This is a genomic window from Lactobacillus sp. ESL0703 (assembly GCF_029433435.1).
Taxonomy (GTDB): domain Bacteria; phylum Bacillota; class Bacilli; order Lactobacillales; family Lactobacillaceae; genus Lactobacillus.
In genome coordinates, this window is sequence record NZ_JAQTIB010000001.1 from 255,685 (window position 1) to 270,608 (window position 14,924).

Annotated in this window: 17 protein-coding genes; 15 read left to right on the forward strand and 2 right to left on the reverse strand. The window is 38.3% G+C overall.

Translation table 11 applies throughout. The features are described 5' to 3' along the window. Nucleotides 1-10: 10 nt before the first annotated feature. The 9 genes from PT278_RS01115 to PT278_RS01155 all read left to right on the forward strand — a co-directional run bounded on the left by PT278_RS01115 (nucleotide 11) and on the right by PT278_RS01155 (nucleotide 7,490). Complete coding sequence (locus tag PT278_RS01115; RefSeq protein ID WP_277129604.1) at nucleotides 11-700, forward strand: class I SAM-dependent methyltransferase; 690 nt, start codon at nucleotides 11-13, stop codon at nucleotides 698-700. Next, nucleotides 687-1,484, forward strand: a complete 798-nt coding sequence (locus PT278_RS01120) for a Nif3-like dinuclear metal center hexameric protein (protein WP_277129605.1) — start codon at nucleotides 687-689, stop codon at nucleotides 1,482-1,484. Before PT278_RS01115 ends, PT278_RS01120 begins: the two co-directional genes overlap by 14 nt. A gap of 9 nt (nucleotides 1,485-1,493) precedes the next feature. Next, nucleotides 1,494-2,735, forward strand: coding sequence for a peptidase T (gene pepT, locus PT278_RS01125; protein ID WP_277129606.1), 1,242 nt, complete (start codon nucleotides 1,494-1,496; stop codon nucleotides 2,733-2,735). 306 nt (nucleotides 2,736-3,041) lie between these two features. Next, a complete protein-coding gene (locus PT278_RS01130) occupies nucleotides 3,042-3,395 on the forward strand; it encodes a GntR family transcriptional regulator (protein WP_277129607.1) in 354 nt (117 codons plus the stop codon). Nucleotides 3,396-3,406: 11 nt separating this feature from the next. After that, nucleotides 3,407-4,114, forward strand: a complete 708-nt coding sequence (locus PT278_RS01135) for an ABC transporter ATP-binding protein (RefSeq protein WP_277129608.1) — start codon at nucleotides 3,407-3,409, stop codon at nucleotides 4,112-4,114. Continuing rightward, nucleotides 4,114-4,944 (forward strand): hypothetical protein, encoded by an 831-nt coding sequence (locus tag PT278_RS01140; RefSeq protein ID WP_277129609.1) that lies wholly within the window; start codon nucleotides 4,114-4,116, stop codon nucleotides 4,942-4,944. The genes PT278_RS01135 and PT278_RS01140 overlap by 1 nt, the downstream gene beginning before the upstream one ends. A 12-nt stretch (nucleotides 4,945-4,956) precedes the next feature. After that, nucleotides 4,957-5,787, forward strand: coding sequence for a hypothetical protein (locus tag PT278_RS01145; RefSeq protein WP_277129610.1), 831 nt, complete (start codon nucleotides 4,957-4,959; stop codon nucleotides 5,785-5,787). A 20-nt stretch (nucleotides 5,788-5,807) separates the two neighbouring features. After that, complete coding sequence (locus tag PT278_RS01150) at nucleotides 5,808-6,626, forward strand: hypothetical protein (RefSeq protein WP_277129611.1); 819 nt, start codon at nucleotides 5,808-5,810, stop codon at nucleotides 6,624-6,626. Between the two features lie 27 nt (nucleotides 6,627-6,653). Beyond that, nucleotides 6,654-7,490, forward strand: a complete 837-nt coding sequence (locus PT278_RS01155) for a hypothetical protein (RefSeq protein WP_277129612.1) — start codon at nucleotides 6,654-6,656, stop codon at nucleotides 7,488-7,490. Between the two features lie 530 nt (nucleotides 7,491-8,020). On the opposite strand, the gene PT278_RS01160 is transcribed toward PT278_RS01155, so the two are convergent. Together PT278_RS01160 and lepB are read right to left on the reverse strand one after the other, a co-directional pair. After that, nucleotides 8,021-8,212, reverse strand: a complete 192-nt coding sequence (locus PT278_RS01160) for an LBP_cg2779 family protein (RefSeq protein WP_277129613.1) — start codon at nucleotides 8,210-8,212, stop codon at nucleotides 8,021-8,023. 62 nt (nucleotides 8,213-8,274) lie between these two features. After that, nucleotides 8,275-8,847, reverse strand: coding sequence for a signal peptidase I (lepB, locus tag PT278_RS01165; protein WP_277129614.1), 573 nt, complete (start codon nucleotides 8,845-8,847; stop codon nucleotides 8,275-8,277). Between the two features lie 82 nt (nucleotides 8,848-8,929). Between lepB and PT278_RS01170 the strand changes: the two genes are divergently transcribed. The 6 genes from PT278_RS01170 to PT278_RS01195 all read left to right on the forward strand — a co-directional run bounded on the left by PT278_RS01170 (nucleotide 8,930) and on the right by PT278_RS01195 (nucleotide 14,913). Further along, nucleotides 8,930-9,682: an SAM-dependent methyltransferase gene (locus tag PT278_RS01170; RefSeq protein WP_277129615.1), complete on the forward strand. Its 753-nt coding sequence runs from the start codon at nucleotides 8,930-8,932 to the stop codon at nucleotides 9,680-9,682. Then, nucleotides 9,672-10,637 (forward strand): hypothetical protein, encoded by a 966-nt coding sequence (locus PT278_RS01175; RefSeq protein ID WP_277129616.1) that lies wholly within the window; start codon nucleotides 9,672-9,674, stop codon nucleotides 10,635-10,637. Before PT278_RS01170 ends, PT278_RS01175 begins: the two co-directional genes overlap by 11 nt. After that, nucleotides 10,630-12,015, forward strand: a complete 1,386-nt coding sequence (locus PT278_RS01180) for an RsmB/NOP family class I SAM-dependent RNA methyltransferase (RefSeq protein ID WP_277129617.1) — start codon at nucleotides 10,630-10,632, stop codon at nucleotides 12,013-12,015. Before PT278_RS01175 ends, PT278_RS01180 begins: the two co-directional genes overlap by 8 nt. Nucleotides 12,016-12,020: 5 nt before the next feature. Then, nucleotides 12,021-12,797, forward strand: coding sequence for an HAD family hydrolase (locus PT278_RS01185; RefSeq protein ID WP_277129618.1), 777 nt, complete (start codon nucleotides 12,021-12,023; stop codon nucleotides 12,795-12,797). 29 nt (nucleotides 12,798-12,826) lie between these two features. Beyond that, complete coding sequence (locus PT278_RS01190) at nucleotides 12,827-13,564, forward strand: NADPH-dependent oxidoreductase (RefSeq protein WP_277129619.1); 738 nt, start codon at nucleotides 12,827-12,829, stop codon at nucleotides 13,562-13,564. Nucleotides 13,565-13,791: 227 nt separating this feature from the next. Then, nucleotides 13,792-14,913, forward strand: coding sequence for an NAD(P)-dependent alcohol dehydrogenase (locus PT278_RS01195; protein ID WP_277129620.1), 1,122 nt, complete (start codon nucleotides 13,792-13,794; stop codon nucleotides 14,911-14,913). Nucleotides 14,914-14,924: the final 11 nt, after the last annotated feature.

A 14,924-nucleotide genomic window follows, 5' to 3' on the forward strand; every position in this document is an offset into this window, starting at 1 on the left:
AGGAATAAAAATGAATTTACGGTTAAATACTTTAGCGCAAATGGTCGATCAGGGAGCGCGGGTAGCTGACATTGGCACCGACCACGCGTACTTGCCGATTGCATTAGTCCAATCTGGCAAAATTGATTACGCAATTGCTAGTGATATTGCTCAAGGGCCACTGGATAATGCTCGAGATGACATTGTTCAGGCTGGCCTTGAAAAGCAAATTGACGTTCGTTTGGGCGCTGGTCTAGTGACTATTACGCATGAAGATAAGATTGATACAGTTGTAATTGCAGGCATGGGCGGCAAGTTAATGGTAGAGATTCTGACTGCTGCTTGGCAGAATGACTTTCAATTTAAAACGCTGGTGCTTGAGCCTAATGTTGGTGAGCCTGGCGTGCGTAAGTGGCTCGTAGACCATAATTATCAAGTTGTGGCAGAAGACTTGATTGAAGAAGCTGGTCATACTTATGAACTCATTAAGGCCATTCAGGTGAAAACGCCAGTTAAGTTGAGCAAGGCGGAAATTTTCTTCGGCCCCTTAATTTTACAAACCAAGAACCCTGTTTTTTACCAAAAATGGCAGGGGCAACTTGCTTATCACCAGAAGCTATTAGTCAATTTAAACAAGGCAAAAAACAAGGATACAGAGCATATTAAACAAATTGAACAAGAAATTACAATGATTGAGGAGGAACTAAATGACCAAAGTTAAAGATATTGTTGCTCGTTTACGGCAAGACTTTCCCGAAGAAATTGCTAGTCAGGGTGACCCAGTTGGACTGCAGATTGGCTCGCTCGAGCAGCCAGTTACCAAGGTATTGACTACCCTTGACGTGCGGCCGCAAGTTGTTACTGAAGCAATTAATCAAGGTGCTAATTTGATTATTAGCCACCATCCGTTAATGTTTCACCCAGCACGGAATTTAGACTTTGCGGATCCACAAAATGCCATGTACGGTCAGATTATTGCACATGGCATTACTGTTTATTCAATTCATACTAATTCTGATAAAGCGCAAAATGGTTCTAGTGATTGGCAGGCAGCAGAACTGGGATTAACTGATGTTGAACCGTTCTGCTTGGATGATGACGGAATTGCCATTGGCCGCAAAGGCAAACTGCCGCAAGCAATGACTGCTTATAATTTTGCTTATTATGTCAAACAAAAAATGAATATCAAAATGGCACGGCTAATTACTGCTGATAACCAGCAGCTGATTTCCACAGTTGGCTTTATTTGTGGTGATGGCGGTAAATACTGGCACCAAGCAGTTGATGAAGGGCTAGATGCCTTTATTACAGGCGACGTTTATTATCATACTGGCCACGATATGATTTCTGCAGGGTTAACGGTAGTTGATCCGGGGCATTATACTGAAAAATTATTTAAGCATCGGGTCTTTGACTTGCTGCAAAAATGGAATACTGAGCTAAATTGGCAAGTACAAGTTGCCGTTTCTCAGGTTTCTACTAATCCGTTTCAAGATTTAATTTAAGGAGTAAAAATGGAATATCCAAATTTGTTACCACGATTTTTAAAATATGTACAGGTTAATTCACGCTCTGATGAGCATTCAACTCGTTTTCCATCAACGGAAAGAGAAGAAGATTTTCAAAAGCAGGTAATTATGAAGGACCTGCAGGAATTGGGGTTAAGTGACGTTCATTATAACCAAAAGTCTGGCTGTGTGATCGCTGAAATCCCAGCTAATATTACTAAGAATGTACCTGTCATGGGCTTTTTGGCTCACAGTGATACCGCAGACTTTAATTCGGAAAACGTCAAGCCGCAAATCCATGAAAATTATGATGGTCATTCCAAAATTCAATTGGGTGACTCCGAATTTTATTTGGACCCAGAAGTTTTTCCGCATTTAAAAAATTATCAAGGACAAACAATTATTACTGCTTCCGGTGATACATTGCTTGGCGGTGATGATAAGTGTGGTGTCTCTGAATTAGTGACTTTTGCGGAATATTTGCTTGCTCATCCGGAAATTAAGCACGGCAAGATTCGGCTCGCCTTTACTCCTGATGAAGAAATCGGTACGGGAGCCGAACACTTTGATGTTCCTGAATTTGGTGCTGATTTTGCCTTTACTGTCGATGGCGAAGCTCCCGGCAAGCTCGACTGGGGAACTTTTTCTGCAGCTCAATTTAGCCTTGATATTCAAGGAGTTAATGTGCACCCAGCTGTTGCCAAAGGGCAAATGATTAATGCCGTTCAAGTTGGAATTAATTTCCAAAATCAATTGCCACAAGATGAAGTACCAGAAGAAACAGATGGTAAGCAAGGATTTTATCATTTAATGAACTTTACAGGTACTGTTGATAATGCTCATTTGGATTATATTATCCGTGACTTTGAGCGTGATGGTCTTGAAAAGCGTAAGGACTTAGTTAAGTCACTCGTTGCTAAGATGAATGAAGAATTTGGCACTGAGCGAATTAAACTCAAGATGTGGGATCAATACTATAACATGGCCGATGAATTGGCTAAGCATATGGATATTGTTAATTTGGCCCGTGAGGCTTACAAGGCAGAAGGGCTCACAATTGATGAGGACCCTGTTCGCGGCGGCACAGATGGCTCGCAATTAACTTATATGGGTCTGCCATGCCCGAACCTCTTTGCTGGTGAAGAAAACATGCATGGTCGTTACGAATACACTGTTTTGGAATCAATGTACAAGGCAGTTGACGTAATGGTTAAAATGGCAGAATTAAACGCTGCTAGCCATCAGTAGTGGAACAAAACTCATATTTATTCAGTATTTTATTAAAATTATTTGAGGAAGCTAAACTCTTATTTTTCTAAGCAAAATTACTTTTTGCTTGGTTTAAAAAAGTTATGCACAAATAACGTAATAATTTTAAAAAGTCCATTTTTAAGCTGATATAGCAACTTGAATGGGCTTTTTTAGTTGCATAACAGTGCAAAAAGCTTTTTGTGAAACATTGGAAGTAACTTAAAAAGATTGCACTCACACCTAAAATGGTTTACTATATAGGTGTGCTAGGAAAATAGTACAGTGAAAATGGAAGGTGAACTTTTGGAATTTAAAGATAATATTCCCATTTATCTGCAGATCAAACAATATCTTTACCGAGAAATTGCCGTAGGTAAATTGCAAGCAGGAGAGAAAATCCCATCGGTACGTAATTTGGCATTGCAGTTAACGGTTAATGTCAATACGGTCCAGCGTGCTCTGCAACAGATGAACGATGAAGGAATTTTATATACTAAGCGTGGTGAAGGCAATTTTGTAACAGAAGATACTGCTTTATTGGCCCAGACTAAGCAGAATTTAATTAATAATGAGTTGGACAAGTTTGTTCAGAGCATGAATGCTTTAGGGGTAACCAACGATCAACTTAGTTCAATTCTAGCTAATTATTTGAAGTAAGGAGTTTTGTAATGAAAAATGTACTTGAAATCAAGGATGTAACCTATAAGAAGAATCAAAAATTGATTTTGAAAGATGTCAATTTAACTTTGCAACCCGGTAAAATCGTTGCTCTTCTTGGGGAAAACGGTGCTGGTAAAACCACGTTGATGCGGATTATCAGTGGCATGGCCAAAAATTACCGTGGCAGTGTGAAAATTGATGGCTTTGACAAGGACGCCGAGAAAAAAGCACATTTATCATTTACTGATGGTTTAACGGGCTTCAGTGATTCAACCAAAATTAAGGCGGTCGTTGACTTTTATGAAGTTGTCTACCAAGATTTTACCAAGGACGAATTTGAGCAATTACGTAAGTTCATGAAGCTTGATCTTGAGATGCGCCTGAGCCAATTGTCGCGGGGAATGCGCGAAAAATTAATTATTGCCCTGACTTTTGCTCGTAAGGCTGACTTATATTTGCTTGATGAGCCATTTGGCGGGATTGATGCAATGGCGCGTAAAAAGATTATTAATTCGATTATTCTTTGGAAGAATGATGACGCAACAATCTTGATTTCTGACCACTTTGTTAATGAAATTGCGGCGCTGCTTGATGAGGTAGTCGTTATTAAGGATCAAACTATTTTTGCTCATAAGTCAGCTGATGAAATTCGTAATAATCATGAGAGTATCGAGCAGTATTATGAAGGCCTTTACGATGGAGAAGAGGAAGATTAATGGCTGTTTTTGAACGTTTATTTACCGAATTATTCAAACAAAAATCTAAGAAAGCCCATTTAATGATTATGTTGCAGTTTGTATCTGCCTTAGTCACTACTATTTTTAATTATTTCGAAAGCACTGGCGAAATGAAATTCGTTTTACAAAAAGAAAATGGCTTCTTACCATTTTTATTCGCGATTTTTTTCGCATTTAGCTTTTTGTTTTTGCCAATTTACCTAATTGTAACCAGCTTGCAGAATGAGCGGATTAATCATAGTCAGACTTGGCGCTTAGCACCAATGAGTGATGCCAACATTTATTTGGATAACACGTTAAGTTCATTTGTTAACTTTATCTACTTGGCTTTATTGCAGACACTTGGCTCAATATTCCTATTTGGGCTCAGTTACTTATTCAATAAGCGGACTAAGAATGGCTGGGATGGCATGCTTGCGGCAATCAGAAAAGGTAATCAAAGTCGGGCAACGCTTACTGACCTACTTGGCATTGTCTTGATTGCGATTTTGCTTGGATTATTAGTTTACTTAGTTATCAGTTTTTTAAACTTTACTAGTCAGGCAATTGTCGATTTTTTGCCGGCAGTTTCAAGTAAATTTATCGTTACGATCATTCGCTTAATTTTGATTATTGCGATTATGTGGCTGTTAACCAAAGTTTACCTATTTGTTAAGCCGATTGTGGCTTCGCCGTTAAGCTATTTACTTGGTGAAAAAGAGTTGGAACTTTGGCCAGCAGTAGGATTATTTACTATCCTTGACGTGATTTTAGCAGCCGTTAACATGTTTTTAATTAGTAAGTTCTTTGAAGCAAAGCAAAATAAGTAGAGCAGCAGAAAAATGACAGTTTTTAATCATCTATTTAAAGAATTATTTAAACAAAAGAATCGCAATGCTAATGCAGTAATTATTATTCAGTTGATTTCTGCGTTAGCGATAACAATTATTAGTTTTGTGGCAGAAGGCAGGTATGAGGCTGAATATTGGAAAATGGTGCTGCCGATGTTCACTTTCTTATTTGCAGTAACTAGCATTATTGCCTTGCCAATTTATCTGGTTGTTACTTGTTATAAAAATGAGCACGTTAATCGCAGTCAAACTTGGCGTTTAGCACCAATTAGTGATGAAATGTTCTACTTAGACAACACGTTAAGTTCATTTATTTCGGTTATTTATCTGCTGATTGTCCAAATTATAGTTACTGCAATTTTTGCTGGTATTAGTTTTCTGCTGTTTAATGAAAATCTTAATGATACCTTTCAAAGTTTCATTGACGGTTTTAAAGCTGGAAGCCATTGGCATTTTAATATTATTATTGGCAATGTATTACAGATTATCTGTTTAACCATTCTGATTAGTCTGTTTACATATCTAATCGTTAGCTTTCTGAATTTTTCTACGCGTGCAATCGTTGATTATTTACCAGGAATATCCAGCAAAGCAGCAGTTACCGTACTTAGACTAGTATTGATTATTGTTATCGCTAAGTTATTAGAGAAGATTTTTGAATTATTTAGCAACCTGCTCTTATCACCGACAAACTTTTTATTTGGTGATATTAATATTACTTTAAACGGAATTATTTTTCTCTTTTTGGTAATTGATATTGTATTATTGTTGGCCAACATGCTTTTAATTAACAAGTTTTTCGAGGCCGAACAGAATAAGTAACTGAAGTAGGAGGCACTGCAATGATAAGTTTCAGACAGTTATTTGGAGAATTATTTAAAAATAAGAGCAAAAAGTTGTTGCAAGTCATTGCCATCCAATTGGTTGCTGCCGTGATTTTGGCGGGAGTAATGACTTTTAAAGCAATTGCCTTGCCAGGTAATCCTTATATGAATATGATTCGCAGCTTTTTGTTAAATTTAGCAAGGGTTGTTGCTTGGACTGGGTTCATAGCCGTCTTGGGCAGCCTCTTTACGACTATCTCTGACGTAGAAAAAATCAACCATAGTCAAACTTGGCGGCTAGTTCCAGCTACCGAAAATACCATTTATTTGAGCAACATTATCAGTTCACTTGTTTCATTTGTGATTTTAGTCCTGCTAGAGTTTCTTTGTGGAATTGGGCCGATGCTATTGCACTATTCAATTAGCGGACAGTGGTCAATGGTGATGGACTTCTTTAATGATATGGCGAAGATTGGCTGGTTCAAGTGGTGCCAAATTGTAGTGGTATTACTTTTAATAACTTTAGCTGTTTACCTTACCGTTAGCTTTTTAAATTTCAGCAGTCAGACGATTGTTGACTTTTTGCCAAACTTTTCAGGAAAATTAGGATTAAAGGTTACTAGGTTCATTATCTTTTTGTTAGTTTACTGGCTGAGTGTTGGTGCTGCTAATATTGTTTTACCAATTTTAAAATTGCCGTTCCAATTAATGTTTCTGGGTGCCGCAAGACTTCAATTATTAGGTGGAATTACTGCCTTGGTAATCTTTAATTTATTTGTTGGGGCAATCGATCTGTTTTTAATCAATAAAACATTTGAAGCAAAAGCTAATAAATAGTTGCTGCAGTAGCAAGAAGGCGTAAAAATGACTAATTGTACTAAGTTATTTGATGTAATGCTCAAGCAAAAGAGAAAATCAATCTACTTACTATTTGGGATTCAGTTATTGGCAGCATTGGTAATTGCTGTTTTTAATTGGTTTAACCATAACGCGATGCAGGTTTATTTTTACCATTTAGCGATGACTGACTTTTTACCGCAGTGGGGGATTTTTGTAATTGCTTTGAGTTTTTTGTGCCAGTTAATTTTGGCCACAATAATTATCTTTAAAATGCAGCAGAATTGTACCAGCCAAACTTGGCGGTTAATTCCTGTTAGTGACACTAATTTTTATTTAGTTAATCTGCTAAGTGCACTCATTAGCATGATTTATCTGGCGGTTTTGCAACTACTTGGTTTAGTTTGTATTTTTGGTCTTTCTTTTATGACCAGCAGCAGTTTTCATAATGACTTTTTGCAAGAATTTCATCAAGAGAGCCAAATTATTAGCTGGAATGGAGCTGCTGCTACTAGACTTATTGAATTAATTGGACTAGTTCTATTGCTGGTGATTGTTAGTCTTTTGGTAATTAATTTAATCTGTTTTTGCTGGCAAATTATTAGCGCGGCTTTTAATGGTAAGTCCAATAGCGTAATACTAATGCTACTCTGGCTGTTATTTTTATCTGGCATTTGTCGACCACTGCTGACAACGCTAAATTTTTTACCCCAAGCATTAAATCACCCACTAAATTTTATTGCTGGTCAATATTTGACTGGTGTGCATAGTACAGTTAGCTTTTTACTGCTAATAGGTATCCTACTTCTAGCAATTAATCTTTACCTAATTAATAAGGTTGTTGAGGCCAAGGCTAATAACTAATACTAAAAAAGTGCTCCTAACACAATTAGGAGCACTTTTTGCATGTAATTTTATTTTCAAAAAATTGCAAAAGCATCTTTTATTATATATTTGAATATGTATAATATGATTGTTAGCTGAAATAGCTAACAAGTGTACTTAAGGGGGTGAGAAAATGACCCGCATGGAGTACCGTAAGGCGAAACAAAAAGCCGATCATAAAGCAAGACTTAAGCAAATTGCTTTCATTATCGACCTAATTGCAAACCTTATCAGTATTATGCGTCAACTCTTATCTTAGACCCTTAAGAAGTTGACAAGGGGACGGGCTAATGCTTGTCCCTTTGTCTTAAGTATAGCAAAACTCAAGGAGTTTTCAAATGAAAAAATCTGAGGAAATATTTTTAATCGTTTCGATAATTGTTTCTGTTATATCCATAATTTGTAATGTCATAAGTTGGATTAGATAGGAACATGACTGACTGTAAAACACGTTTAGTACAATAAAAGACCTTCAAGGATTAACTTGAAGGTCTTTTGTTAAGTTAGATTTAATGGCTGGCTGCCATGTAATCGTAAAGCTGATTAATTTCTTCAGGAGTGAATTCACCCTCGCCAGTTTTCATTGCATGAATTTTTTCAACTGATAAGTGGCTGGCAAAAGCTAAATCAGTATCCGTGACGTGATGTTGTACTTGATAATCAATAATCGCATCGGATAGTTCTTCTAATTGATGATTCATAATTATCCTCCTTTACAATTTCATTTTAACGAAAAATCCGTTAAATTCAAAGAGAAACTATATTAAAATCCCTGAATTTTGTTAAATGGCCAGTAACGAAAGACAACTTTGCTAACCAGGGCACTTCTTTTAACGGGGCCAAAGATATGGGAATCTTTGGAAATGTCGCGGTGATCGCCCATGACCCAGTAGTAACCCTTAGGAACCGTATAAGTGAAATTGTTTGTGTAGGTTTGTCCGGCGTCGTTATCGGCCTTTTTAAGACTATTATCTAAATATGGTTCTTTAAATAACTTGCCATTGATGTACATTTTGTCATTTTTGGAAACTAATTTATCACCAGGTAGACCAATAACCCGTTTGATGTAAAGGGCTCCGGGAGTATCTTTAGCTGCCTTAGGTGCTACTAAAACAACAACATCGTTGCGCTTAGGTTCAAAGTGCCGTACCGAAATCAAACGGTCATTATTTTCAAACGTTGGCTGCATTGACGGACCAGATACGCTATCGTTTGACAGAGCATAGGTGAAGACCAGCCAAAAGATACCTAAAATGACAACCATCATTACTACAACGTCAAGGATAAATTTCCCTAAACTTTCTTCTTCGTTTTGCTTATTTCCTTTTTTTGCCATAAAACTTCTCCTTTGTTTATTATCTTTTATTATAACTGAAATCTGTCTGTTTGAATGGTAAAATCAATAGAGGGATTGAAGTATGACAAATTTTTTAGACAAAATTAACCAATTAAACAGGCAAATTAAGCATCCAACAGTCAATCAGCAGGTTGCAGAAATTAACCAAATTATTAATAAGTTAGACCAGCACCAAGTGTTAGAAACGGCTCCCGCCAAATTAGGCTTATTGCCCGATGAAGTTGAAGCAGTTTTGCAGCAAGTGGGGGATAAGCAGGACGCAAATCTCAAAGTATTAAACCAATTACTGAACAGCTTGCGGCAATTTTTATCAATTAGGTATGGTCTCTGGTCATTGCCCAATCTAACAACGGCGCGCTTAATTAAAGAACAATTGCACGTGACAACCGCACTAGAAATTATGGCAGGTAACGCATACTGGTCAAAGGCTTTGGCCGAGGTGCAAATCAAGACAATCGCGACTGATTCTTTAGAATGGTCTAAGACTTCGGCAACGGGCAGTCAACCAGCCTTTGATGTAGTAGACTTAGATGCAGCACAAGCAATCAAGCAGTTTGCAAATGTTGATTTGGTTATTTGCTCATGGGCACCTAACTTTACTGAGAGTGACTTATTGGCAGTTGCAGCATGGAAAAAGTATAATCCTAAGAGCCACCTTCTCTTTGTCGGCGAAAAAAATGGTGCAACTAATTCGCCAGCTTTTTGGCAAACAATGAAGCTGCACCATTCACCACAACTGAGAAAGATTAACCAATCGTTTCAAAGTTACGACTTTATTAATGAACAAATATTTGAGATAGAACATGAAATTTAAAAAATTCGGATTAATTATAGTTTTTTTCTTGGCACTATTAGGAATAGGCAGCATGCTATCTAACGTGCAGTCACGTGAGGCCAACCAGTTGCTGGAAGCTTACGGTTTAAGCAACAGTACGCGCTACATTGATATTAATAGCCAGCAAAAGGTCAGCACTTTTTTACGATACTTAACTAAAAAATACCCCAAGAACAAAATTCAGGTGCATCTTGACCATCAAGATAAAGATCACCAGACGTTAATTTGGGCTAACCACACGATTATCAGTTTGCCAACTGAATCAGGGCGTTACTTTTCAGCGGATGACTTTACGGGACAAGTTTCTTTTGCTGTGCTGGGGCTAAATGCCAAGGTTAAAACGTTAAAAACACAAGGCAACCAATATGTTGCCCTGCACCATAGGTACTATTCGGTAATTGGAACGTTCAAACATTATCGCCAAATGAAACAAGACGGCTATTACTTGTCGACTGGTCCTAAGCAGCCAACAGGCCAATTTAAGCTAAACAATTACCAAATTATTATTGACGCTTCAGACAAGGTTATTCATAAAATTGCGGCACATTATGGCGGCAAGGTTAGAACACCGTTATTTGTAAAAAGACATCAAATCCACCGTTTTTCAGTTATTCGGGAGATTTTACTGATTGCTCTTTTCGGTTTGATTGCGGCGATTTGTAATCTGCTGCTTGCCTTAATTGATTGGCAAACAGTCAAACAGACGAGCCTTACCGGTAATTTACTACGTAATTGGCTGATTAACCGCGGTATTAGACTAATTTTAACTGAATTATTAGCCACCGTAGGCGCCTACTTCTTTTTATGTTGGCGAGCATTTTATTCTAAACCCGATCATCTGTTATGGCTACTAGCACTCAGCTGGTTTGTCATCATTTGGGCTTATATTCTTAATATTTTTTACCTATCACGAAAGGAACGGCGTCGTGCTTAACTTACCCGCAGAATTTACACTTAAATATCAAAAGTTACTTGGCAAAGAGCAAGCAGCCATCATGTTTGAAGCAATGGCAAAGCCAAGTAAAAAGGCCTTTCGCCTTAACCCACTGAAGTTTTCGCAAAAAGTTTCATATAATTGTGAAGAGCCCGTGCCTGAGATTGAGAAGGCTTATTATGGCCAAGTTGCCGGCAATGATCCAGAGTGGGTCAGCGGCACGGTATACTCGCAGGATCCGTCAGCGATGTTCCCCGCCAGTCTCATGGCAGTTAAGCCAGGCGACAAGGTGCTTGACCTCTGTGCTGCCCCAGGTGGTAAAAGTACTGCCTTAGGAGAGCAGTTGGCCGGCTCAGGTTTATTAGTTGCTAACGAAATTTCAGCGACGCGGGCTAAGATTTTACGAGAAAATATTGAGCGTTGGGGTATCACCAACTGCTTGATTACCAGTGAGGATCCAGCAAATTTGGCACCACAATTCCCGCAGTTTTTTGACAAAATCTTAGTTGATGCACCGTGCAGCGGCGAAGGCATGTTTCGTAAGAATCCGGATGCGGTTAATTATTGGTCACAGGATTATGTGCTGGTTTGTCAAAAACGCCAACAAGAGATTTTAACCCAAGCCGTTAAGATGCTTAAGCCAGGTGGAGAGCTAATTTATTCGACTTGTACCTACGCTCCAGAAGAAGATGAGCAGATTGTCAGCTGGTTAATGACAGAATTTGGCTTTTCTGTAGAGACGACGAATTTACATTCTACTAAGATAAGTCATGGTCGACCTGAATGGGGCGATAATCAGCCAGCCTTGAAGGAGACTCTTCGCTTTTGGCCGCAGGACGATTTAGGTGAAGGGCAGTTTGCAGCCAAGCTAAAATTACCTGGAAGTATTGAACAGCGTCCAGTTAAAGAAAAAAAACATAAAAAGCACCGCTCGAAATTACTTTTAACAAAAGAACAGACTGAATTAGTAGCTTCAGTTTTGGCTGAATTTGATTTGCCACAAGCATTATTAAACTGGCGTGACGAAGTTCGCGTTAGCCAAGATCATGTTTTCATTCCTGCACTCAAAACTTCTAACCTGCACCTCAAAATAATTAATAATGGACTTGAATTAGGCGTATTAAAGAAGAACCGCTTTGAGCCGGGACACCAATTAGCAATGGCACTAAGCCAAGTTAAGCAGGAACGGGTAGTTGATTTAAATGACGATGACTATGCGGCTTATTTACATGGCGAGACAGTGCGGGTAAAAACGGACTTACGCGGTTTTGTTCTAGTTAGCGCGCATCAGTTAATTTTTAGTTTTGGCAAGGTTACCGGCAACGGTGTCCTCAAGAACTTTTATCCTAAAGGTTTACGAACACTCAAGAAAGGTTAATTAAAATGATTAAGTTAATTGCAACAGATATGGATGGTACTTGGCTGACTGATGCCAAGACCTATGATGTTGACCTGTTTTTGCGCGAATTTAAGATTATGCAGGAACATGATATTAAATTTGTAGTTGCGAGTGGTAATCAGTATGAAAATCTAGTAACCCGCTTTCCTGAAGTAGCGAATCAAATTTATTTTGTCGCTGAAAATGGGGCGCTGGTTGCTAAAGGCAAACAGGTAATTCATACTGATAGCTTATCTGACAGTGATTTGCGGACAATTTTGCAGATTACGCACCAATATAAAGAAAAAGCCGTTGTTTCTGGATTGCTCAGTGCATACGTACTAGATCCTGAATCGATTGAAGAATTACGCAAGTACTACCACAAAATCACCCTAGTAAAAGACTTTGAGCACTTAGAAGATCAGGTCTTTAAAGTTACTTTTGATGTCGCTGAAGCTAAAATGCCGCAAATGCTGGCCGAACTGAAACGCAATTATCCTAATCTGGGCTTTGTTTCCGGTTCTGCCGGTTCGATTGACATGTCAGCTAAAGGCATGAATAAAGCTGTCGGCTTGCAGTATTTAAGTAAGAAACTCGGAATTAATCCGCGTGAGATGATTGCGTTTGGTGACAGTGGCAACGATGTCGGCATGCTTAAATATGTTGGTCGTGGTTACGCGACTGGCACAGCTTTGCCAAGTGCTAAAAGTGCCGCGAACCGAATTATTGGTTCTAGTAACGACAGTGCTGTCCAAAAAGAAATTTGGCGCCTATTGAATTAACTTAACATTTGAAGAAGGAATTAAGAATAGTGAATGATTTTATTCAAAAAATGACACAACATGTATCCGTACGCTCGTTTGTTGATGAACCCTTACCGACTGCAACTAAACAGGAGTTGCTAAAGGCTGCTAATAGCGCATCGTCGTCGAATTTTGTTCAAGCATTTTCAATTATTGAAATTACGGACAAGCAAAAACGTCAGCAATTAGGCACAATTGCCAATTGTCCAGAATATGTGGTTCACAGTGGGGCCTTTTACGTTTTCGTTGCGGATTTGTACCGGCAAAAGTGTCTTTTAGAACGAGCAAAGCAATCACTAGCAGGCATTAAAAATATGGAAGCACTGTTAGTCAGCGTGGTTGATGCAACGATAGCGGCACAGAATATGGCAATTGCGGCTGAAGGCCTTGATTTGGGTATTTGTTATATCGGCGGCATTCGGAATGACTTAGAACAAGTCAGTGAAATCCTAGAATTACCAGAATTTACTGTGCCTATTTTAGGGATGACAATTGGCGTTCCGACTAAGAAGAATGAGATAAAGCCACGAATGGCACTCGAGCAAAAAGTTGCCCAAAATAGCTATGACAAAACGAAGTTCACTGATTTAAGTAATTATCAGCAGGTGACTGCTGCATATTACGCTGCTCGTAACAGCAACCAGCAACAGACCGACTGGCTGCAGAAGAATATTGATTTCTTTAGTGAGGTAAGAAGGCCAGATGTAGGAGCTTTTTTGCAAAAACAAGGTTTTGAATTGAAATAGAAAAAGAACAAGCAAATATGCTTGTTCTTTTTTAATGTCATAATTTAGGTCATTTGCATTACACTTAACAGACATTAAAAAATGCCTGTTTTATTGTGCTAAATAAAAAAATATTTCGATAAAAATTAATTTTATGTAAAATCTTATTCAATTGTAAGCGCTTATGTGATAAAGTAAACTTGTTAATACTTATTAAATATAGTTTTAGTTTAGAAGAGGCATGTATTATGCAAATTAAAGCGGCTGTTTTAAATGAGCAAACAAAAGATTTAGATTTAGAAAATGTTGTTTTAGACGATCCCAAGAGTAATGAGGTCTTAATCAAGACTGTTGCATCAGGAATTTGTCATAGTGATATTGAATTTCAAGATGGTGGCTTTCCAATCCAATTACCAGTGATTTTGGGACATGAAGGTGCGGGAATTGTTGAAAAAGTAGGGCCTAATGTGACTGCTTTTAAGAAGGGCGATCATGTTGCGGTCGGCTTCGCATCAGACGGCACATGTAAGTTTTGCCGTAGTGGCTTGCCCGGATCATGTGTTAACTTTAACAAGCTTAACACTAGTGGTGGTGCAATGGGCGATGGCACCTATCGTTTACACAAGCAGGATGGGCAGGATATTGGTAATTTCTTTGGTCAATCCTCATTTGGCGATCATATGGTAGCTAACGTTAACAATTTAGTTAAAGTTCCCGATGACTTGGACCTAAGAATTGCTGGTCCTCTCGGCTGTGGCTATATGACTGGTGCGGGAACAGTATTGAATTCCTTAAAGCCAGAAGTTGGTTCTAACTTAGCAGTACTAGGGACAGGCTCAGTAGGATTATCAGCCGTAATGGGTGCGGCTGTTTCTAATTGTAAGCACGTAATTGCAATTGACAAGAACGACATGCGCTTAGAAATGGCTAAGGAATTTGGTGCAACAGACACAATCAACAATATTAAAGAGAATATGATTGAAGAAATTCAAAAAATAGTTGGCTCTGAAGGATTGAATTATGTAGTTGATACCACTGGTGAACCTGATGTTATGAAGGCAGGCTTGACCGCTTTAACAATTAAGGGACAATTTGCAGTGGTAGCGATGGGAACTAAGACAATTAAAGAACTTAGTCCAATGATTGATATTCTATCGTTTTCAAAGAGCATTACCGGTGTTATTGAGGGAGACTCTGTCCCGCAAGAATTTATTCCGGAAATGATTGATTTGTACCGTTCAGGTAAATTTCCAATTGATAAGATTGTTAAGTTTTACAAGCCAGAAGAAATTAACCAGGCAATTAAAGATTCAGTTGCAGGTACTACAATTAAACCAATTATTGTTTTTGATGACCAATATCAAGCATAGAAACAGGAGAT

What these genes read in the sequence shown, in the direction of transcription:
- PT278_RS01160 (WP_277129613.1), bottom strand. Translation starts at nt 8,212, where the DNA reads ATGAATCATCAATTAGAAGAACTATCCGATGCGATTATTGATTATCAA.
- PT278_RS01135 (WP_277129608.1), top strand. Translation starts at nt 3,407, where the DNA reads ATGAAAAATGTACTTGAAATCAAGGATGTAACCTATAAGAAGAATCAA.
- PT278_RS01155 (WP_277129612.1), top strand. Translation starts at nt 6,654, where the DNA reads ATGACTAATTGTACTAAGTTATTTGATGTAATGCTCAAGCAAAAGAGA.
- PT278_RS01185 (WP_277129618.1), top strand. Translation starts at nt 12,021, where the DNA reads ATGATTAAGTTAATTGCAACAGATATGGATGGTACTTGGCTGACTGAT.
- PT278_RS01115 (WP_277129604.1), top strand. Translation starts at nt 11, where the DNA reads ATGAATTTACGGTTAAATACTTTAGCGCAAATGGTCGATCAGGGAGCG.
- PT278_RS01145 (WP_277129610.1), top strand. Translation starts at nt 4,957, where the DNA reads ATGACAGTTTTTAATCATCTATTTAAAGAATTATTTAAACAAAAGAAT.
- PT278_RS01170 (WP_277129615.1), top strand. Translation starts at nt 8,930, where the DNA reads ATGACAAATTTTTTAGACAAAATTAACCAATTAAACAGGCAAATTAAG.
- pepT (WP_277129606.1), top strand. Translation starts at nt 1,494, where the DNA reads ATGGAATATCCAAATTTGTTACCACGATTTTTAAAATATGTACAGGTT.
- PT278_RS01120 (WP_277129605.1), top strand. Translation starts at nt 687, where the DNA reads ATGACCAAAGTTAAAGATATTGTTGCTCGTTTACGGCAAGACTTTCCC.
- lepB (WP_277129614.1), bottom strand. Translation starts at nt 8,847, where the DNA reads ATGGCAAAAAAAGGAAATAAGCAAAACGAAGAAGAAAGTTTAGGGAAA.
- PT278_RS01195 (WP_277129620.1), top strand. Translation starts at nt 13,792, where the DNA reads ATGCAAATTAAAGCGGCTGTTTTAAATGAGCAAACAAAAGATTTAGAT.
- PT278_RS01140 (WP_277129609.1), top strand. Translation starts at nt 4,114, where the DNA reads ATGGCTGTTTTTGAACGTTTATTTACCGAATTATTCAAACAAAAATCT.
- PT278_RS01175 (WP_277129616.1), top strand. Translation starts at nt 9,672, where the DNA reads ATGAAATTTAAAAAATTCGGATTAATTATAGTTTTTTTCTTGGCACTA.
- PT278_RS01150 (WP_277129611.1), top strand. Translation starts at nt 5,808, where the DNA reads ATGATAAGTTTCAGACAGTTATTTGGAGAATTATTTAAAAATAAGAGC.